This is a genomic window from Chromobacterium fluminis (assembly GCF_011602385.1).
GTDB classification, from domain to species: domain Bacteria; phylum Pseudomonadota; class Gammaproteobacteria; order Burkholderiales; family Chromobacteriaceae; genus Chromobacterium; species Chromobacterium fluminis.
Genome location: NZ_JAAOMA010000012.1, coordinates 94,992 through 114,006, shown reverse-complemented (window position 1 = coordinate 114,006; position 19,015 = coordinate 94,992). Strand labels below are relative to the sequence as shown.

18 protein-coding genes and 6 tRNA genes are annotated in these 19,015 nt (G+C 62.0%); 19 read left to right on the top strand and 5 right to left on the bottom strand.

Going from position 1 to position 19,015, the window contains the following annotated elements; genetic code table 11:
• Nucleotides 1-196 precede the first annotated feature (196 nt).
• Entirely contained in the window at nt 197-1,660 is a 1,464-nt protein-coding gene (gene guaB, locus HA052_RS10630; protein WP_166451908.1) for an IMP dehydrogenase, read from the bottom strand.
• Between the two features lie 161 nt (nt 1,661-1,821).
• On the opposite strand from guaB, the gene HA052_RS10625 reads away from it, so the two are divergent.
• The 9 genes from HA052_RS10625 (at nt 1,822) to HA052_RS10585 (ending at nt 5,646) form a co-directional block, all read left to right on the top strand.
• On the top strand, nt 1,822-2,256 hold the full coding sequence (locus tag HA052_RS10625) for a DUF4124 domain-containing protein (protein WP_166451907.1): 435 nt from the start codon (nt 1,822-1,824) through the stop codon (nt 2,254-2,256).
• Nucleotides 2,257-4,062 carry an excinuclease ABC subunit UvrC gene (uvrC, locus tag HA052_RS10620; protein WP_081551129.1) on the top strand — a complete coding sequence of 602 codons (1,806 nt, stop codon included), beginning with the start codon at nt 2,257-2,259 and terminating at the stop codon, nt 4,060-4,062. It abuts the gene before it with no gap.
• Nucleotides 4,063-4,174: 112 nt separating this feature from the next.
• Nucleotides 4,175-4,756: a CDP-diacylglycerol--glycerol-3-phosphate 3-phosphatidyltransferase gene (pgsA, locus tag HA052_RS10615; protein WP_107798479.1), complete on the top strand. Its 582-nt coding sequence runs from the start codon at nt 4,175-4,177 to the stop codon at nt 4,754-4,756.
• A 98-nt stretch (nt 4,757-4,854) separates the two neighbouring features.
• Nucleotides 4,855-4,930: transfer RNA gene (locus HA052_RS10610), tRNA-Gly, on the top strand.
• Nucleotides 4,931-4,956: 26 nt separating this feature from the next.
• A tRNA-Gly gene (locus HA052_RS10605) sits at nt 4,957-5,032 on the top strand.
• A 26-nt stretch (nt 5,033-5,058) separates the two neighbouring features.
• Nucleotides 5,059-5,134: transfer RNA gene (locus HA052_RS10600), tRNA-Gly, on the top strand.
• 32 nt (nt 5,135-5,166) lie between these two features.
• Nucleotides 5,167-5,242, top strand: a tRNA-Gly gene (locus HA052_RS10595).
• A 41-nt stretch (nt 5,243-5,283) separates the two neighbouring features.
• A tRNA-Cys gene (locus tag HA052_RS10590) sits at nt 5,284-5,357 on the top strand.
• A gap of 204 nt (nt 5,358-5,561) precedes the next feature.
• Nucleotides 5,562-5,646, top strand: a tRNA-Leu gene (locus HA052_RS10585).
• 73 nt (nt 5,647-5,719) lie between these two features.
• Here HA052_RS10585 and HA052_RS10580 read toward each other — a convergent pair.
• The gene (locus HA052_RS10580; protein ID WP_166451906.1) at nt 5,720-6,454 is read right to left on the bottom strand and encodes a GntR family transcriptional regulator; all 735 of its coding nucleotides are present in this window, start codon (nt 6,452-6,454) and stop codon (nt 5,720-5,722) included.
• 343 nt (nt 6,455-6,797) lie between these two features.
• On the opposite strand from HA052_RS10580, the gene HA052_RS10575 reads away from it, so the two are divergent.
• The 6 genes from HA052_RS10575 to HA052_RS10550 all read left to right on the top strand — a co-directional run bounded on the left by HA052_RS10575 (nt 6,798) and on the right by HA052_RS10550 (nt 12,088).
• Nucleotides 6,798-7,808, top strand: a complete 1,011-nt coding sequence (locus HA052_RS10575) for an ADP-ribosylglycohydrolase family protein (protein WP_166451905.1) — start codon at nt 6,798-6,800, stop codon at nt 7,806-7,808.
• Between the two features lie 4 nt (nt 7,809-7,812).
• Nucleotides 7,813-9,204 carry a purine-cytosine permease family protein gene (locus HA052_RS10570; RefSeq protein ID WP_166451904.1) on the top strand — a complete coding sequence of 464 codons (1,392 nt, stop codon included), beginning with the start codon at nt 7,813-7,815 and terminating at the stop codon, nt 9,202-9,204.
• On the top strand, nt 9,201-10,151 hold the full coding sequence (locus tag HA052_RS10565) for a PfkB family carbohydrate kinase (RefSeq protein WP_166451903.1): 951 nt from the start codon (nt 9,201-9,203) through the stop codon (nt 10,149-10,151). Before HA052_RS10570 ends, HA052_RS10565 begins: the two co-directional genes overlap by 4 nt.
• A gap of 486 nt (nt 10,152-10,637) precedes the next feature.
• Nucleotides 10,638-11,042, top strand: a complete 405-nt coding sequence (locus HA052_RS10560) for a ProQ/FINO family protein (protein ID WP_081551016.1) — start codon at nt 10,638-10,640, stop codon at nt 11,040-11,042.
• Between the two features lie 156 nt (nt 11,043-11,198).
• Nucleotides 11,199-11,672, top strand: coding sequence for a putative periplasmic lipoprotein (locus tag HA052_RS10555; RefSeq protein ID WP_166451902.1), 474 nt, complete (start codon nt 11,199-11,201; stop codon nt 11,670-11,672).
• A 2-nt stretch (nt 11,673-11,674) separates the two neighbouring features.
• On the top strand, nt 11,675-12,088 hold the full coding sequence (locus HA052_RS10550) for a YchJ family protein (RefSeq protein WP_166451901.1): 414 nt from the start codon (nt 11,675-11,677) through the stop codon (nt 12,086-12,088).
• A 16-nt stretch (nt 12,089-12,104) separates the two neighbouring features.
• On the opposite strand, the gene HA052_RS10545 is transcribed toward HA052_RS10550, so the two are convergent.
• Nucleotides 12,105-12,599, bottom strand: coding sequence for a glutathione peroxidase (locus tag HA052_RS10545; protein ID WP_166451900.1), 495 nt, complete (start codon nt 12,597-12,599; stop codon nt 12,105-12,107).
• A 270-nt stretch (nt 12,600-12,869) separates the two neighbouring features.
• Nucleotides 12,870-13,439, bottom strand: coding sequence for a dCTP deaminase (gene dcd, locus HA052_RS10540; RefSeq protein WP_166451899.1), 570 nt, complete (start codon nt 13,437-13,439; stop codon nt 12,870-12,872).
• Nucleotides 13,440-13,614: 175 nt separating this feature from the next.
• Between dcd and HA052_RS10535 the strand changes: the two genes are divergently transcribed.
• From HA052_RS10535 to HA052_RS10520, 4 genes are all read left to right on the top strand, one after another.
• On the top strand, nt 13,615-13,878 hold the full coding sequence (locus HA052_RS10535) for a FeoA family protein (protein WP_166451898.1): 264 nt from the start codon (nt 13,615-13,617) through the stop codon (nt 13,876-13,878).
• A complete protein-coding gene (gene feoB / locus HA052_RS10530; RefSeq protein WP_166451897.1) occupies nt 13,875-15,647 on the top strand; it encodes a ferrous iron transport protein B in 1,773 nt (590 codons plus the stop codon). Before HA052_RS10535 ends, feoB begins: the two co-directional genes overlap by 4 nt.
• 82 nt (nt 15,648-15,729) lie before the next feature.
• On the top strand, nt 15,730-16,197 hold the full coding sequence (bfr, locus tag HA052_RS10525; protein WP_081551044.1) for a bacterioferritin: 468 nt from the start codon (nt 15,730-15,732) through the stop codon (nt 16,195-16,197).
• 142 nt (nt 16,198-16,339) lie between these two features.
• On the top strand, nt 16,340-17,272 hold the full coding sequence (locus HA052_RS10520; protein ID WP_166451896.1) for a dihydroorotate oxidase: 933 nt from the start codon (nt 16,340-16,342) through the stop codon (nt 17,270-17,272).
• A 36-nt stretch (nt 17,273-17,308) separates the two neighbouring features.
• Here HA052_RS10520 and ettA read toward each other — a convergent pair whose 3' ends face one another.
• The gene (gene ettA, locus HA052_RS10515; RefSeq protein WP_166451895.1) at nt 17,309-18,976 is read right to left on the bottom strand and encodes an energy-dependent translational throttle protein EttA; all 1,668 of its coding nucleotides are present in this window, start codon (nt 18,974-18,976) and stop codon (nt 17,309-17,311) included.
• Between the last annotated feature and the right edge of the window lie 39 nt (nt 18,977-19,015).

Here is a 19,015-nt window from a genome sequence, read left to right as displayed (position 1 = left end):
CGATACGGCGTTGAAACCGAGCTCAAAATGCTCATGTACCACTTGTACATTCCGCTTTTTCGCTCGTTTTCGCCTTGTCTCGCTTTAGCTCGCGAGATCGTAAACACGTTCTGAGCGCGCTTGTGGTTCGGCCATGAAAAAACCCGCGCCGTTTGGCGCGGGTTTTGCCGTAAAGGATGCCTGACGACGTCGGGTCTTAACGGGATACGTGGTAGTTCGGCGCTTCCTTGGTGATCTGCACGTCGTGGACGTGGGATTCCTGGATGCCGGCGGAAGTGATTTCCACGAATTCCGCTTTCTCGTGCATGTCGGCGATGGTGGCGCAGCCAAGGTAGCCCATCGAGGAGCGCAGGCCGCCCACCAACTGGTGGATCACCTGGCCGATGGAGCCCTTGTACGGCACGCGGCCTTCGATGCCTTCCGGCACCAGCTTTTCCACATTGCCTTCGTTGTCCTGGAAGTAGCGGTCGGACGAGCCCTGGCTCATCGCGCCCAGGCTGCCCATGCCGCGGTAGGACTTGTAGGAACGGCCCTGGAACAGCTCGACCTCGCCCGGGGCTTCCTCGGTGCCGGCGAACATGCCGCCCAGCATCACGCAGTTGCCGCCTGCGGCCAGCGCCTTGGAGATGTCTCCGGAGAAGCGAATGCCGCCGTCGGCGATCATCGGCACACCGGTGCCCTTCAGCGCCTCGGATACGTTGTGGATGGCGGTCAGCTGCGGCACGCCCACGCCGGCTACGATGCGGGTGGTGCAGATGGAGCCGGGGCCGATGCCGACCTTGACGCCGTCGGCGCCGGCGTCAACCAGCGCCATCGCGGCGGCGGCGGTGGCGATGTTGCCGCCGATCACGTCCACTTGCGGGAAGTTCTTTTTCACCCAACGCACGCGCTCAATCACGCCCTGGCTGTGGCCGTGGGCGGTATCGACCACGATCACGTCCACGCCGGCCTTCACCAGCGCGATCACGCGCTCTTCGGTGTCGCCGCCGGTGCCGACGGCCGCGCCAACGCGCAGACGGCCTTGGCTGTCCTTATTGGCGTTGGGGTGTTCGCTGGTCTTGATGATGTCCTTGACCGTGATCAGGCCCTTCAACTCCCAGACGTCGTTGATCACCAACACGCGCTCCAGGCGGTGGGTGTGCATCAACTCGCGGGCCTCGTCGATACTGGCGCCTTCCTTGACGGTGATCAGACGCTCGCGCGGGGTCATGATGGAGCCGACGGTCTGGTCCAGGCGGGTCTCGAAGCGCAGGTCGCGGTTGGTGACAATGCCGACAACCTTGCCATTTTCGATCACCGGCAGGCCGGAAATCTTGTGATGGCGGGTCAGCAGCACCAGATCGCGCACTAGCATGTCCGGGGCGATGGTGATGGGATCCTTGACCACGCCGCTTTCATGGCGTTTCACCTTGGACACTTCGCTGGCTTGTTTCGCGGGGTCCATGTTTTTGTGCACGATGCCGATGCCGCCTTCTTGAGCCATGGCGATGGCAAGACGGGCTTCGGTCACCGTGTCCATGGCGGCGGACACCAGAGGCAGGTTCAGGGTGATGTTGCGGGTAAGCTTGGTGGAGAGGACTACGTCGCGCGGCAGAACTTCAGAGTGGGCCGGGACGAGGAGAACGTCGTCGAAAGTATAGGCTTTCTCGATGATACGCATCTTGGCGTTTCCTTTGCGGCAAAGCGGCATTATACCGAGGCATTGTCGCTATTGCAAAAAAACGGGCTTTCCGCCCGCAACCCTGTTACCTTTTTGCCGGCCGGCCGCGCAGGCCTTACAATTTGAGTATCTGCAGCGCAATTCGGGTCAGGGAGTCGATGATGAAGTCAACCTTAGTATGGACCTTTTTGCTGGCTTTGCTGGGCTCCTCCGCCGCCAGCGCGGAAGTCTATGTATGGAAGGACGAGGCCGGAAAAACCGTGTACTCGGATCAGCCGCCGCCCAGCGTCAACGCCCGCCGCATGAATACGCGCGCGCCGGCGCCGGCCTCGGCTCCGGCCAAGGAAAGCAAGAAGGACGCGGGCAAGGACGCGAGCGGGGAGAACGCCAAGATCGCCGCGGAGAACGCCAAGGTCGCGGAGGCCAACGCCAAGATCCGCGAGCAGAATTGCCAGAACGCCCGCAATCAACTGGCTTCGGTGCAGACCAATAGCCGCATCCGCATGCCGGGCTCCAATGCGCTGGCCACCGACGCCCAGCGTAATGAGCTGATCGCCCAGGCGCAGGCCAATGTGCAGATCTGGTGTGGAAAATAAGTGGCGAAAACGGTTTTTGACTACAAAGCGGTATTGGTTTCCCTACCCAATCTGCCCGGCGTGTATCGAATGCTCGACGCGTCGGGCGGCGTGCTTTATGTCGGCAAAGCCATAGATTTGAAGCGGCGGGTCAGTTCCTACTTTCAGAAGAACGACCAATCGCCGCGCATCCAGCTGATGGTGCGCCAGATCGCCGATATTGAAACCACGGTTACGCGCTCCGAGGCGGAAGCGCTGATCCTGGAAAACAATCTGATCAAGGCGCTGACGCCGCGTTACAACATTCTGTTCCGCGACGACAAGTCCTATCCCTATCTGATGCTGACCGGTCACGCGTTCCCGCAGATGGCCTATTACCGCGGCGATCCCAAGCGTCCGAACCAGTACTTCGGCCCGTATCCCAACGGCTACGCGGTGCGCGAGAGCATCCAGATCCTGCAAAAAGTGTTCCGGCTGCGCACCTGCGAAGACGCGGTGTTCGCCAATCGTTCCCGTCCCTGTTTGCTGTATCAGATCAAGCGCTGTTCCGGGCCTTGCGTCGACCATATCTCCAAGGAAGACTACGCGCGCGACGTGGCCAGCGCGGTGGCCTTCCTGCAAGGCCGCCAGAGCGAGCTGATCGACGGCTTGACCCAGCGCATGATGGCTGCGGCCGAGGCGATGGAGTTCGAGCAGGCAGCGGAGCTGCGAGACCAGATTCAGGCGCTGGCGCGGGTGCAGGAGAAGCAGTTCGTTTCCAGCAACTCCAGCCAGCAGGATTGCGACGTGGTGGCCGCGGTGCAGCAAGAAGGCATGCTTTGCGTCAATCTGGTGATGATTCGCGGTGGCCGTCATTTGGGCGACAAAAGCTTTTTCCCGGTCAGCGGCGAGGAGGGCGAACTGGCGGACAGCCTGGAGGCCTTCCTGACCCAGCATTATCTGGGCGCGCCTTTGCCGCCGGCCATCATCATCAACGGCGAAATTTCCGATACCTTGCGCCAACACTTGGAGCGGCAGGCCGAGCGCAAGCTGGCCATCGCCAGCAACCCCATAGGCGAACGACGTATGTGGCTGGAAATGGCGGAAAAGAACGCCGCGCTGGCCATCATGCAGCGGGCCAACAGCAAAGCCACTCAGAACCAGCGGCTGGTCCAGCTCAACGAGGTATTGGAGCTGGAGGGCGCCGGCCGCTTCGAATGCTTCGACATCAGCCACACCATGGGCGAAGCCACGGTGGCTTCCTGCGTGATCTACGACAAGGGCGCGATGCAGCCAGGCGAATACCGGCGCTACAATATTGAAACCGCCAAGCCCGGCGACGATTACGCCGCGATGCGCGAAGTGTTGTCACGTCGCTACGGCAAGCTGGCGGCGGGCGAGGGCAAGTTGCCGGACGCGGTGTTCATCGACGGCGGCAAGGGGCAGGTGGGCGTGGCTTTGGAGGTGTTCGCCGAAATCGGACTGAACCTGCCCATCGTCGGCATCGCCAAGGGCGAGGAGCGCAAGCCGGGTCTGGAGACGTTGATCCTGCCGTATCTGGACAAGAGCTTGCAGCTGCGGCAGGACCACCCCGCGCTGCATTTGATCCAGACGGTGCGAGACGAGGCTCACCGTTTCGCCATTACCGGCCACCGCGCGCGGCGCGCCAAGGCGCGCACCGCATCCACGTTGGAGGAGATTCCGGGCGTGGGGGCCAAGCGCCGGCAACAGCTGCTGATGCGCTTTGGCGGCCTGCGCGGCGTGGCCGCCGCCAGCATGGACGACCTGGCCCAGGTGGACGGCATCAGTCGCACGCTGGCGGAGAAGATTTACAACGCGCTGCATTGATTGCCGGCGCGCCATCGTTTATACACTGTAACCATCGCTGTGCGTCCCGTTGTGGCTTGGGGCGAACGCGCAGTTTTTGACCGAGCCGCAAACAATAAGATTACTGACACCGATGCCCTTCAATTTGCCGATATTCCTAACCTGGCTCAGGGTTGCCCTGATCCCCATCTGCGTAGCGGTCTTCTTTTTGCCGGATTCCGTGCTGCTGCTGGAAAGCCGCAACCAGGTAGGCGCCGCCATCTTCGCCTTGGCGGCGATCACCGATTGGCTGGACGGCTACCTGGCGCGCAAACTGGGCCAGACCTCGGCCTTCGGCGCTTTCCTGGATCCGGTGGCGGACAAGCTGATCGTCGCCGCGGCCTTGATCCTGCTGGTGCAGATGGGGCGCACTGAGGGCTGGATGGCGATGATCATCATCGGCAGGGAGATCGCCATCTCCGCGCTGCGGGAATGGATGGCGGAGATGGGCACCCGCAAAAGCGTGGCGGTGGCCTATATCGGCAAGTTGAAAACCGCTGCGCAAATGGTGGCGATTCTGTTGTTGCTGTATGCCGGTCCGCTGCTGCCGGGGGTTTCGACATTAATTTTGGGTAATGCTTTCATGGTGGTGGCGGTGATTTTGACTTTGTGGTCAATGGTTTATTACCTAAGGATGGCCGCCAAGGAGTTTTCCGGGAAAAAAATTGATGTTTGAAGTGTTGACAGTGCCTGATAAATCCTTATAATTCGCATCTCTCAGCGCTGCTCCAGCAGTAGCGAAGAGAAAGCAGAAGTATTGCAGCAGTTTTGAATGCGGGAATAGCTCAGTTGGTAGAGCGCAACCTTGCCAAGGTTGAGGTCGCGAGTTCGAGCCTCGTTTCCCGCTCCAAATCCTCTGCAATAGCGTTATGCGACGCGGGAATAGCTCAGTTGGTAGAGCGCAACCTTGCCAAGGTTGAGGTCGCGAGTTCGAGCCTCGTTTCCCGCTCCAGAACTTCTGCAATAGCATTGTGCGACGCGGGAATAGCTCAGTTGGTAGAGCGCAACCTTGCCAAGGTTGAGGTCGCGAGTTCGAGCCTCGTTTCCCGCTCCATCCATAATGCTTGTTGTTGGTGCCGTACCCCTGCGGGAATAGCTCAGTTGGTAGAGCGCAACCTTGCCAAGGTTGAGGTCGCGAGTTCGAGCCTCGTTTCCCGCTCCAAATTCATAACGGTCAGCGTAAGCTGACGGTTCGCCGGTAACGGCGGGGTAGCAAAGTGGTTATGCAGCGGATTGCAAATCCGTCTACGCCGGTTCGATTCCGACCCCCGCCTCCAGTTAAAGCCCCGTAAGTCAAAGACTTGCGGGGCTTTTGCTTTGTTCAGTCCGCACCCGTAATCGCCAAGCTCAGCGTGGTTTCTCCTCTTTCTCCCGGATCGGGATCAAGCCCGCAGTCCTCCGCGGCGGCGTGCCATGGCCTTGATCTCCATCCCTGTTTGCCAGCAGTCCGGCTCTGGGATAAAATCGCCGTCTCTTTGCCCGCCCCGGTGGTGAAATTGGTAGACACAAGGGACTTAAAATCCCTCGACTTCGGTCGTGCCGGTTCGATTCCGGCCCGGGGCACCACGACGGCAAAACCGTCCGCGAGACGAAAACGACCCGCACAGCCTGGCGCTGAGCGGGTTTTTTTCGGCTTCTCTTAAAGCTGCACCTCGAATTCATAGAGATCGCTGCGGCACAGTACCTCGCTGAATTCCAATACCTGCTCCGCCGCGTTCAAGCTGGTCTGCTGGATGCGCAGCAGCGGCGTGCCGGCCTGCACATGCAATAGGGCGGCGCTGTCCTGATCCGCCGCACAGGAGGCCAGACGGAAGGTCTTGCGACCGATTTCGACGCCATGGCGTTCCCACCATTGGTATAGCGAGTGCTCCAGACCTTCCGGTTCTGGCAGGTAGGCCAGCGGGATATAGGTGGTTTCCAGCGCCGCCGGCGTGCCGTCCATCAGACGCAGGCGACGAAGTTTGGCAATGTCCGCGCCGACAGGCAGGCGCAGCAGGCTGGCGATGGCGGCCGGCGCGCTTTCTCGCCGCCGCAACAGCCACTGATTGGCCACGCTGCCGCCGTTGCGCAGCACCTGCTCGGTGAAGCCTCCGCTGTCGTTGAGCGAGTAGCGGAAAGCCTGCGCGACGCGTGTTCCTTGGCCTTGCTGACGGGTGATCAGCCGCTTGCGTTCCAGTTCCGCCATCGCCTTGCTGATAGTGACGCGCGACAGTCCCAGTTTTTCCGCCATCTGCCGCTCAGTCGGCAGGAAGGCCCCTTCGGGCAGCTGGTGCTGGCGGATGGCCTGTTCCAGCGCGCCGGCGATCAGCAGATAGCGCGGCGCAGCGCCAGGCTGCCGTAGGCTGGCGAGCAGGCATTCCAGAATATCGCTCATATTGTATGAAAGCTCCTGTGCATGCGCGTTCCAGTCTAAATCAATGCCGGAAGGTATGGGGAGAGCGGTTCAAGCTTTTTGGCATGCTCTCCTGATCAATAGTATGGTTATGTACTATTGGATTTGTATTGGACTTATCATACGATGCCAATCGGAGTCCTTAGAACGTGTTTACGATCTCGCGAGCTAAGGCGAGACAAGGCGAAAACGGCTGAGAAAGCGGAATGTACAAGTGGTACATGAGCAATTTGAAGGTGTACTCACTGTGTCACGCTTCACGACGCGCAGCAGATCGTAAACGGGCTCCGGTGTTGGCATCCTGGCGGAGAGAAGTGGTTTGACAATGATTAGCAAGTGCTACCAGTCCATTCTTGGGGCTCTGTATGGGCAGGCGACGGGAGATGCCATGGGCATGCCTTCCGAGCTGTGGCCGCAACGACAGGTGCAGACGTTCTTTGGCTGGATCGACGACTTTCTGCCCGGCCCCGCCGAGAACTTTGCCGCTTCCGAGTTTGTCGCCGGCGAGTTCACCGACGACACTCAGCAAGCCATTGCCTTGATGGACGCCTTGATCGCCGCGGACGGCACGGTGGAACCGGAGCGCATTGCCGCCAACATCATCGCTTGGGCCGAGGGTGTCGACGCCTTCAACAAGAACATCCTGGGACCCAGTTCGAAGGCTGCGCTGAGAGCGATTTTGTCCGGCCAGCCCATCGACTCGCTGGGCGCCAACGGCGTCACCAACGGCGCGGCGATGCGGGTGGCTCCGCTGGGCTGCTTATTGCCCAGCGCGAACCGCGAGGCCTTTATTCATGCGGTGCGGCTAAGCTGCAGCCCCACCCACCAGTCCGATATCGCAGTGGCCGGCGCCGCGGCTATCGCTTGGGCGGTGTCGCGAGCGGTGGAAGGGGCGGATTGGCCTTGCATCAAGGCTGAACTGCCCGAAGTCGCCGAGCAGGCGCAGCTGGAGCGCGTTACCTCTTTCAGCCCTTTGCTGAGCCGGCGCTTGGATTGGGGCTTCGAGGTCGCGGCGCGTTTGCGGGGCCGGGACGATGCGGCCGTGGTGGCCGAGCTGTACCGCACGCTGGGGGCCGGCATGGACACGATAGAGTCGGTGCCGACCGCCTTGGCTTTGGTGGATTGCGCGCAAGGCGACCCGCGCCGTTGCGCGGTGCTGGCGGCCAATCTGGGCGGCGACACCGACACCATAGGCGCGATGGCCACCGCGGTATGCGGCGCCTTGCGAGGCGTGGACGCCTTGCCCGTCGAATGGCGGGAGCGCATCCGGAAGGTGAATGGCGTTGATTTCGAATCTTACGCGCGGGCTTTGAGCGCATTGCGATTTAGGGGGTGAGCAAATGAGCGATGTACAAGCAGCAGAGGGCTGGCGACTCGAGAGCGCAGGCATAGACCTGGTGCCGGAACATGAGTGCAAGGGCCGGCCCATTGAGTTGTTCTGGGTGTGGCTGGCGGCCAATATCGGCATTTTGGGCGTGGTTTACGGCGGCATCGTCACCAGCTTCGGGCTGTCCTTCTTTCAGTCTTTGCTGGCCGCGGCGCTAGGGGTGGCCAGTTTCGCCCTGGTGGGGGTGACCAGCATCGCCGGCCGGCGCGGCCGCACTTCCACGCTGACTTTGTCGCGGGCCATCTTTGGACTGCACGGCAACGCTGCGCCCACCGCCTTCAGCTGGTTCAACTTGATGGGGTGGGAGGCAGTCAACGTGGTGACCGGCGCCTTGACGCTGGCGGCGCTGTGCCAGGCGCTGGGCATGGCGGAGAGCCGCCTGCTGACCGCGGTCTGTTTGTTCTTGTTCATCGGCTTGACCATCGTGGTCAGCTTGCTGGGACAGGCCACCGTGGTGTGGATGCAAAGCTGGTTGAGCCGGATTTTCGGCAGCATGACCCTGGTGGTGATCCTGTACGTGGCGTCGACTGCGAACTGGGGCGCCATCATGGCGCGGCCGGACGGCGACTGGCTGACCGGCTTTTGGCCGGCGGTGTCGGTGATCGCCGCGGGCACCGGCATTAGTTGGGCGATCGCCGGCGCGGACTACAGTCGTTACCAGCGGTCCGGCTCGTCCAACGGCGGTATTTTCGGGGCGGTGATGGTGGGGGCGTCGCTGCCCTTGATGCTACTCATCTTCACCGGCGTGCTGCTGTCGGCGCAGATTCCGGACCTGGCCAGCGCGGCCAATCCCATCGCCAAGATAGGCGCGGTGCTGCCGGCCTGGATGGCGGTGCCCTATCTGCTGACCGCGACCGCGGGCATTGTGACCATGGCTGTGCTCAGCCTGTATTCGGCCAGCCTCAATTTGCTGACCATCGGCGTCAAGGTCAGGCAGGCGCAGGCGGTTTCCATCAATGCGCTGATCGTGTTGGCGATCGCCGCTTACGTTTTATTCGTCTCCAGCGATTTCCTGGGACCCTTCATTTCCTTCCTGCTGTTCTGCGGCGTGTTCCTGGCGGCCTGGGAGGCGGTGTTTGTACTGGATTACCTGCTGCTGCGTCATCGCCAAGGCTATGACGATGCGGCCTTGTCCGGCGATGGGCGGCAGGCCTTCCGCGGCGGGCCGTTGTTGTGTTGGCTGCTGGGCGCGGCCTGCGGCCTGCTGGTGAGCAAGACCGGCTTTATCGACGGTCCGTTGGCGGTGGGGGTCTTCGCGGATTCCAGCCTTGGATTGTTTGTGTCTTTTGGAACCAGCTTGCTGGCTTATGGGTTGTATCTGTTGCTGAAGGAGCGACGCGCATGACCATTCCGTGTCCAAGTTATCATCCGACCAAGGCGATCCTGGCTTTGGGCGGCGCTGTGGGAGATGTGGTGCTGACCCTCCCGGAACTGCCGCGAAGCGGCGGCGATGTAGAGGCCTTGCAGCAGGAGCGCCAAATCGGCGGCTGCGCCTTCAATGTGGCGAGGGCGCTGTGTCAGTTGAACGCCCCTGTGATCAACGGCATGCCGGTGGGCAACGGACCCTGGGGCGCGGCGATAGACGGGGCGATGCGGGAGTTGGGCCTACCGGTGCTGTTGCGCAACGCGAATCGCGACAACGGCTGGTGCGTGGCCATGGTGGAGCCTAGCGGAGAGCGTAGCTTCATCTCCATCACCGGTTGCGAAGGGGAATGGAGCCGCGAGCAACTGGACGCACTGTCCTTGCCCGCCGACGGCTTGGTGTACGCCAACGGCTATGAACTGGCGGGAGAAGGCGGGCGGGCGCTGCGCGCCTGGCTGTTGGCCTTGCCGTCGGAACAGTTGCGGGTGATCGATCCCGGTCCGCGCGTCGCCTTGCTGGAGCCGGCGTTTCTGTCCAGCCTGAGCGGCACGGAAACCTTATTGACGTTGAACCGGGATGAGATCGCCCTATTGTGCGGCGAGGGCGATCCGGTGGCGGCGGCGCAGCGTTTTGCCAAGGACTACCAACTGACGCTGATCTGCCGCTTGGGCCAGGACGGCGCCTGGGTCTGCCCGGGCACCGACGAGCCATGGCATCTGCCTGGCTACCAGGTCTCGGTGGTGGACACCATAGGCGCGGGCGATGCGCATTGCGCCGGTTTGTTGGCCGGCTTGTCCAGCGGCTGGCCGCTGCATTACGCGGTGGATCTGGGCAATCGGCTGGCGGCCTGCGTGGTGGCCAGCGCCGGCCCGGACGCGGCGACGGATTGGGACAGCTTGAACCGCCGCTTTCCCGCCACCTGCCTATGAGCCACATAGGGCGTGTTTGAGGCCGGGAGGCGGGCTTGGCGCGGCGAAAGTGGCAAAAGAAAGACGGATAGGGGTGGAAACGCCGCAATTGGCGTCAAGTGCTGGACATAAAGGGGCATTACTTAGTACTCTCCCACCCTCGTGAGCGCCTGCCCGGCTATGGAGCGCCCGGAGGGTTCCGTTTGGCGCTTTCATCCATTGCCGTCAAGTTGGCTTCGCCGTCGGCAAGCAGGGCGGGCCGATGGGTGTGGGAGCCGCACCCCCCGTTCCGGCAGGACGCGCCGCCTGGGTCCGGCTCCCGGACGCCCGCCATGATCGGCGGTTTTCACGACGCGCAGACGTCTTGTCTGCGCGTGTTGGTCAAGCCTGATTACGATGTCGTCATTTTTTGGTTGGCTGTCAAGCTGGCCGGGCGACTGGTTGCAGCGCTTCGCTTGATTAGGCAGCATGCGCTGCTTTTGCATCAATGGATCTAGATAGAAGTTCATGAAGCCAAATACTGAAACGGCACTCGGTGCTGCACTTAAGTCCGCTGTACAAAGTCTGTCCAAGAAAAAGCAGACCGAGATGATCGCGGATCATGTCTACAGCAAGTTCGACGTTTTCCGCCAGTTTCGTCCGCTGGCCTTGGGCATCCATGAGAGCCTGATCGCGGCCTTGCCGCAGTTCGACTCGACGCTGATCTCCCGCGTGGTGGCCAATCACTGTCGCAAGCCGCGCTACGTCAAGTCTCTGGCGCGCGGCGGCAAGCGTTTCGATCTGGCCAACAAACCGGTGGGCGAAGTGAGCGCGGAAGAGAAAAAGGCGGCGGAACAAATGTCCGCGCCCAAGCCGGCTCCGGTCCCGGCTGCGGTGGCTCCGGCCGAACCCGCTGGCGACGCCGCGGAATAAGCGTGCCGCGGCCTCGTGGCAAGAACGTAAAACAGCCTGACAGATCCGTTTGTCAGGCTGTTTTGCATTGGCGAGGCGGAACATTGGCGTTGGCGAGGCGGTCGCAGCAGAACGCGCCGCGCGGCGCCGAATCAGGACAGGAGTAGAATACCCGGCATGAAACGTCTTTTCTTGTGGGCCGCCATGGCTCTGAGCTTGTCCGCCTGCAGCGCGTTGCAACAACTGGGCGCGCCCATCAGTTCGCATCCTTCCTCTCCGGCCAAGAGCCGGCAGCAGACGGCTCCGGCGTCCAGCGCCAAGTCGGACGCCTTGTTGCGGGAGGCCAACCGCCTGGCGGACAAGGTCAAGAGCGGCGAGTTGACTAGGCTGGCCGCCGCGGATCAGTTGGGCGCATTTCGGCTCAAGGCGGTGGGGTCCAACCCCATCGACGACAACACCTTTGCCATGTACCGTTATCTGACGGTAGAGCGCGAGGCGGGCCGCATCGATCAGGACACGTTCCGAGCCAAGATGGACGAGCGTCTGAGGGAATGGATGAGGCGGTGGCCCAAGATGAATCCCAAGCCGGCGGATCCTGCGTTCACTAACTTCCTGCTCAAACTGTACGGCTTGCCGGCCCTGGGGGCTTGAACATGGGCAAGAAAGTCAAGCCGGACGAGGCTGGCTGTCCCTGCGGGCTGGGCGGCGCTTACGCTGCCTGTTGCGGTCGTTATCTGAGCGAAGGCGGCGAACCGGCGCCCACGGCGGAAGCCTTGATGCGTTCGCGCTATACCGCTTACGCGCGCGGCGACGAGGCGTATCTGCTGGCGAGCTGGCATCCAAGCACCCGGCCGCCGGCGCTGGACCTGGCCGCGGACGCAGGCGTGGTCAAATGGCTGGGTCTGGAGGTGCTGGCGACGGAGGCCGGCGGCGAGGCCGACGCCGAGGGCGTGGTGGAGTTCGCCGCGCGCTACAAGGTGAGCGGCAAGGCCGAGCGCATGCGCGAGCGTAGTCGCTTTGCGCGCGAGGACGGCCGCTGGTTCTATCTGTCCGGCGAATTGAGCTGAGCTGTTGCTAGGGAGTCTAGTGCTTCTGCGTTCGCAGCAGGCTCTCGATGGCGCGCTCCAGCGCCGCTGGTTTGACGTAGGGGGCGAAACGCTTGCGGATGCGCCCTTCGCCGTCCACCAGGAATTTGGTGAAATTCCATTTGATGCGCCGGCTGCCCAGCAAGCCGGGTTTGGCGGCGACGAGATGACGCCAGAGCGGATGCGCGTCGGCGCCGTTGACGTCGATCTTGGCGGATAGCGCGAAGCTGACCCCGAAATTCTTCTGACAGAACTGGCCTATGGCGGCGGCGTCCCCAGGCTCCTGGCCGCCGAACTGATTGCAGGGGAAGCCGATGATCTCCAGGCCTTGCTCGCGGTAGCGCTGGTACAGCTGTTCCAGGCCGCCTAATTGCGCGGTGAAGCCGCACTCGCTGGCGGTGTTGACCAGCAATAGCACTTTGCCGCGATAGCTCGCCAGCGGCAGGGTCTGCCCGTTTAAAGTCTCAATGGAAAAATCATATATGTCCGGCATATTTTCGCTCTTCGCCAAAGCGAAGATCATGGCAAGAAACCGGAAGAAGAGCAATTGAGCAGAGACATAAAAAAAGGGGCGCAACGGCAAGGGGGAACCGCTACGCCCCAAGAAGAAATCAATTGCTGTACAAGGGCCGACCAACCGGGAAAGTCAGCTAACCCTCTGTTTATCCTAGAACATTAAGGTGAAATTGCGAGGACGGATTTGGCGTGGTTTAAATGACAAAGGGATGGCCAGGCCATCCCTTTTTTGCAGGCGGGAAGCGATTCAGGGACGCGGCAGCGTCACGCCCACCTGGCCCATGTATTTGCCGGCGCGGTCTCTGTAGGACACGTCGCAGACTTCATCGGATTCGAAGAACAAGACCTGGGCTACGCCCTCGTTGGCGTAGATTTTGGCCGGCAGCGGCGTGGTGTTGGAGAACTCCAGGGTCACATAGCCTTCCCATTCCGGCTCGAACGGAGTGACGTTGACGATGATGCCGCAACGGGCGTAAGTGGACTTGCCCAGGCATACGGTCAACACCGAGCGCGGGATGCGGAAATATTCCACGGTGCGAGCCAGCGCGAAGCTGTTGGGCGGAATGATGCAATAGCCCTTGCCGGAGACTTCCACGAAGGAGTTGGGGTCGAAGTTTTTCGGGTCGACGATGGTGCTGTTGATATTGGTGAACACCTTGAATTCGTCGGCGCAGCGGATGTCGTAACCGTAGCTGGAGGTGCCGTAGGAGATCACCTTCTGGCCATCCACCATCTTGATCTGGTTGGCCTCGAAGGGTTCTATCATATTGTACTCGGCCGCCATCCGGCGAATCCATTTGTCCGATTTGATGCTCATTGTCTTTGGCCCGTAGCTTATCGATTGATTGTCCGCGATTTTAACCGCAAGCGCTGTGGGCGGCTATCGATAATCCAAGGCGGATCCGGATAGGACAATGCTATTGATGCAGGTCAAGCAGAGCGGGAATTGCCGTGGTTTGCCGATATTCGACGTGGTTTGGCTGGATATACTAATGCAAACCATTCTCGTTCTTGATCGGATCATCATGTTGACTTTGGATGTATTTCCCGCCGGCCGCCACGGCGTGGTCGACCGTCTGGAGCTGGCCGAAGAGGCCATGCGTCGCGTCGCCGCCTTTGGCCTGGAGCCGGGCTGCCGTTTTTATTTGCGTCGGGCGGCGCCCTTGGGCGGGCCTTTGTTGCTGGATGTCGGCGCCACCCGCTTCCTGTTGCGGCGCAGTCTGGCGCGCTTCATCGTGGCGAGGGTGGCGGTATGAAGCGTTTCGCCCTGATCGGCTTGCCGAACACCGGCAAGTCCACTTTGTTCAACCGTCTGACCGGCATGTCGCAGCGTGTCGGCAATTGGCCGGGCCTGACCATAGAACTGAGCAGCGCGCGTTTGTTGTTGGGTGGCCACATGGTGGAGTTGGTGGATTTGCCCGGCGTCAATGATTTGACCGGCTATTCCGACGACGAGGCGGTGGTGCGCGACGTGTTGCTGGCCAGCGCTTTCGATGGCGCCATCCTGGTGCTCAACGCCAGCCAGCTGGACCGGCAATTGCCGCTGGCCTTGCAGGTGCTGGCCAGCGGTCTCAACTGCCAAGTGGTGTTGAATATGGCGGACGAGGCCAAGGGGCTGGGCGTGAGCCTGGATGTGGAGTGTTTATCGGAACGTCTGGGCGCGCCGGTATCGCTGGTGTCGGCCAGGCATATGCAAGGCTGGCCGCCGCTGATGGCGAGTTTGAACCGACTGGCCAACAATGGGGCTCCGGCCGCGAGAGCGAGGCTGGACGCGGTTCCGGACACCCAGGCGGCGATGGCGGAGGCCAAACGCTTGCTGGACGGCTGCTGGGCCTTGCCGGCTATGCTGCCAGCGCGGCTGACCGAGAAGATCGACCACTGGCTGATGCATCCATGGCTGGGCTTGCCGCTGTTCTTCGCGCTGATGGCGCTGTTGTTCAACCTGACTTATCAGATCGGCACGCCTTTGCAGGAGCTGGCCGGCGCCGGACTGGACTGGGTCAAGGAGCAGGCGCTGGCGCCCTTGCTCGCGCCTTTGCCTGAGATTGTGCAGAGCCTGGCGCTGGACGGGATCTGGCAGGGCGTGTCGACGGTGCTGACCTTCGCGCCCATCTTGTTGGTGTTCTTCGTCCTGATGGCGATGGTGGAGGACTCCGGCTATCTGGCGCGCGCCGCCTATCTGACCGATGCCTTTATGGCCCGGCTGGGGCTGGACGGCCGCGGCTTCGTGATGCAGTTGATGGGTTTTGGCTGCAATGTGCCGGCCATCATGGGCACCCGGGTGATGCGCGAGCGCAAGCAGCGGCTGCTGACCATGCTGGTGATTCCGTTTTCGCTGTGCTCGGCGCGGCTGCAAGTGGTGGTGTTCTTCGCCGGGCTGCTGTTCACGGCGGCGCAAGCGCCGTGGGTGCTGATGGGGCTTTATCTGATGAGCTTCGCCGTCGCGGTGTTCACCGCCTGGGTGTTCAAGCGTCGTTACGCCGGCGGCGAAGCCTTCTTGCTGGAAGTGCCGCCGTACCGGCTGCCCGGCTTGAGCCATTTGCTGAGCCGGGCGGTGGGGGAGGTGCGGGCCTTTTTGCAACTGGCTTCCAGTTTCATCCTGTTGGGGGTGGTGTTGGTTTGGTTGCTGACCCATGTGCCGGCCGGCGACGGCAAGACGCTGGCCGACGCCTTGGGCAGCCTGCTGGCTCCGGTGCTGGACCCGATAGGCATTCGCCACGAGCTGGCGGCGGCCTTGCTGTTCGGCTTCATCGCCAAGGAAATCCTGTTGGGCAGCCTGGCTGTGATCTACGGGGTGTCGGAGGCAGGTCTGGGCGCTGTCTTGCTGCAACATCTGGACTGGCGTTCAGCGATGAGCTTCCTGATCTTCACCTTGATCTACGTGCCTTGCCTGTCCACGGTGGCGGCGATGTACCGCGAGTCGCGCAGCAAGTCCTATACCGCGATGTCGGTGGCGTGGTCGGTGGGCCTGGCCTGGCTGTTGTCGTTCGCGTTTTATCAAGCCAGCGTGCATCTGTGGCCTTGAGGGCTTAGAATGAATGGTTCGCGAATTCCGTTCGCGCCGGCGGATGGCCGGCGTCATTGAACTACAACAACAAGAGGTCGTTATGCAAGGTGATCCCAAAACCATCGAGTTGCTGAACGAACTGCTGGCGGAAGAGCTGTCCGCCGCGGACCAGTATTTCATCCACGCCGAGATGTACAAGGACTTCGGCCTGCACAAGCTGTTCGAGCGCATCGACCATGAGCGCGAGGACGAGCTGTCGCACGCGCGGGTGCTGATCGCGCGCACTTTATTCCTGCAAGGCAAGCCCAATGTGGCCAAGCGCGTGCCCATCGTGGTGGGCGAGAATGTGCGGGCGATGCTGGCCAGCGATCTGGAAGTGGAGTACCGCGTCGGCGATTTGCTGAAAAAAGTGGTGGCCCACTGCGAGAGCGTGAAGGACTATGTGACGCGTCAGGAACTGATGGTGTTGCTGGAAGAGACCGAGAACGATCACGCGCACTGGCTGGAGCAGCAGCTGCGCCTGATCGATATGGTGGGCGAACAGAACTATATTCAGTCGCAAATGTAAGCCAGGCTATTTTGACCTTGAGACGGCCGCCTTTCGGGCGGCCGTTTGTTTTGCGGCGGCCGCGCGGGTTTTGACATGGCGCAGCATGGCCGGGACCGTCTCCGTCTATCATCGCCGGTAGATGAATTCGCCGGAGGGCGCGATGTCGCTGGATCTATCCGTTTCCTGGTTGGGCATGAAGATGTCCAGCCCCTTGTTCAATGCTTCCGGCGTCTATTGCCGCACGCGGGAGGAACTGGAGCTGGTGCGCCGTTCCGCCGCCGGCGCGGTGGTGACCAAGAGCTGCACGCTGGAACCGCGCGCCGGCAATCCCGAGCCGCGATACCGACGTACCGCGCTGGGCAGCATCAATTCCATGGGCCTGCCCAACGAGGGCTACCGCTATTACCTGGACTACGCTCAGGCTTACGAGGACGCCAAGCCCTTGTTCCTGTCCGTGTCCGGCATGACGCTGGACGACACCCTAACCATCCTGGCCGAGCTGGCGGCGCTCAAGCTGCCTTGCCTGCCCGAGGTGAACCTGTCCTGTCCCAATCTGCCGGGCAAGCCGCAGCTGGGCTATGACTTCGCCGCCAGCGCCGAGGCCCTGGAGGCGATCAGCCGGGCATACGCGCGGCCGTTCGGCGTCAAGCTGCCGCCGTATTTCGATCCGGCGCACTTCGCCGCCATGGCCGCGGTGTTGAACGCCTTCCCGCTGCTGCGCTTCGTCACCTGTATCAACTCGGTGGGCAACGGCCTGGTGATAGATCTGGACAGCGAGTCCGCGGTGATCAAGCCCAAGGGCGGTTTGGGCGGGCTGGGCGGCGATTATGTGTTGCCGACGGCGCTGGCCAATGTGCGCGAGTTCGCCGTGTTGCTGGCCGACAAGCAGGTGATCGGCTGCGGCGGGGTGAAGAGCGGGGCCGAGGCTTTCATGCACATCCTGGCCGGCGCCACCGCGGTGCAGGTGGGAACCTGCCTGCACGAGGAGGGCGTCAGCGCCTTTGACCGCATCGAGGCGGAGCTGGCCGCGATCATGCAGGCCAAGGGCTACCAGCGGCTGGATGAGTTCCGCGGACGGCTGAAGACGCTGTGAGCGCATGAAAAAAGCCCGGAGAACCCGGGCTTTGTTTTAGCGGCTGATCGGCTTGTAGCGGATACGCTTGGGCTTGGCGGCTTCCTCGCCCAGGCGTTTCTTCTTGTCGGCCTCGTATTCCTGATAGTTGCCGTCAAAGAAGGTCCATTGCGATTCGCCTTCCGCCGCCAGGATGTGCGTGGCAATACGGTCCAGGAACCAGCGGTCGTGGGAGATCACGAACACGGTGCCCGCGTATTCCAGCAGCGCGTCTTCCAGCGCGCGCAGGGTTTCCACGTCCAGGTCGTTGGACGGTTCGTCCAGCAGCAGCACATTGCCGCCCTGGAGCAGGGTCTTGGCCAGGTGCAGGCGGCCGCGTTCGCCGCCGGAGAGCATGCCCACTTTCTTCTGCTGGTCGGCGCCCTTGAAGTTGAAGCGGCCGAGGTAGGCGCGGCTGGACATTTCGAATTTGCCGACGGTGAGAATGTCGGCGCCGGCAGCTACGTCCTCGAACACGGTCTTGTCGCCGTCCAGGCCTTCGCGGGTCTGCTCGACGAAGGCCATCTGCACGGTTTGGCCGATCTTGACCTCGCCGCTGTCCGGCTGTTCCTTGCCGGCTATCATCTTGAACAGCGTCGATTTACCGGCGCCGTTGGGGCCGATGATGCCGACGATGGCGCCCGGCGGGGCCTTGAAGCTGAGGTTGTCGATCAGCAGACGGTCGCCAAAGCCCTTGGACACGCCGTTGAACTCGATCACCTCATTGCCCAGGCGCTCGGCCACCGGGATGAAGATTTCCTGAGTCTCGTTGCGCTTCTGGGTTTCGTAGCTGGACAGTTCCTCGAAGCGGGCCAGACGCGCCTTGGACTTGGCCTGGCGGCCTTTCGGGTTCTGGCGCACCCATTCCAGTTCCTGTTTCATCGCCTTCATGCGCGCGCCTTCGCTCTTGGATTCCTGCGCCAGGCGGGCTTCCTTCTGCTCCAGCCAGCTGGAGTAATTGCCTTTCCACGGGATGCCTTCGCCGCGGTCCAGCTCCAGAATCCATTCGGCGGCGTTGTCCAGGAAGTAGCGGTCGTGAGTGACGGCCACCACGGTGCCGGGGAAGCGCACCAGGAATTGCTCCAGCCATTCCACCGATTCCGCGTCCAGGTGGTTGGTGGGTTCGTCCAGCAGCAGCATGTCGGGTTTGGACAGCAGCAGCTTGCACAGCGCTACGCGGCGCTTCTCGCCGCCGGACAGCGGGGCGATCTTGGCGTCCCACGGCGGCAGGCGCAGCGCGTCGGCGGCGATTTCCAGCTGGTGTTCTACGTTGTCGTTGGCGCCGGCGGCGATGATGGCTTCCAGCTTGGCCTGTTCTTCGGCCAGCGCGTCGAAGTCGGCGTCCGCGTCGGCGTAGGCGGCGTAGACCTCTTCCAGGCGCTTTTGCGCGCCCATCACGTCGCCCATGCCGCTTTCCACTTCCTCGCGCACGGTTTTTTCGGGGTCCAGCTGCGGTTCCTGCGGCAGGTAGCCGATCTTGACGCCGGCCAGGTGTTGCACCTCGCCTTCGTATTCTTTGTCCGCGCCGGCCATGATGCGCAGCACGGTGGATTTACCGGCGCCGTTCAGGCCCAGCAGGCCGATCTTGGCGCCGGGGAAGAAGGACAGGGAGATGTCCTTGATGATCTGGCGCTTGGGCGGAACGATCTTGCTCACGCGGAGCATGGACATTACATATTGTGCCATCGGTATTCACGCTGGATTGAAGGGGATAAACCGGGATTC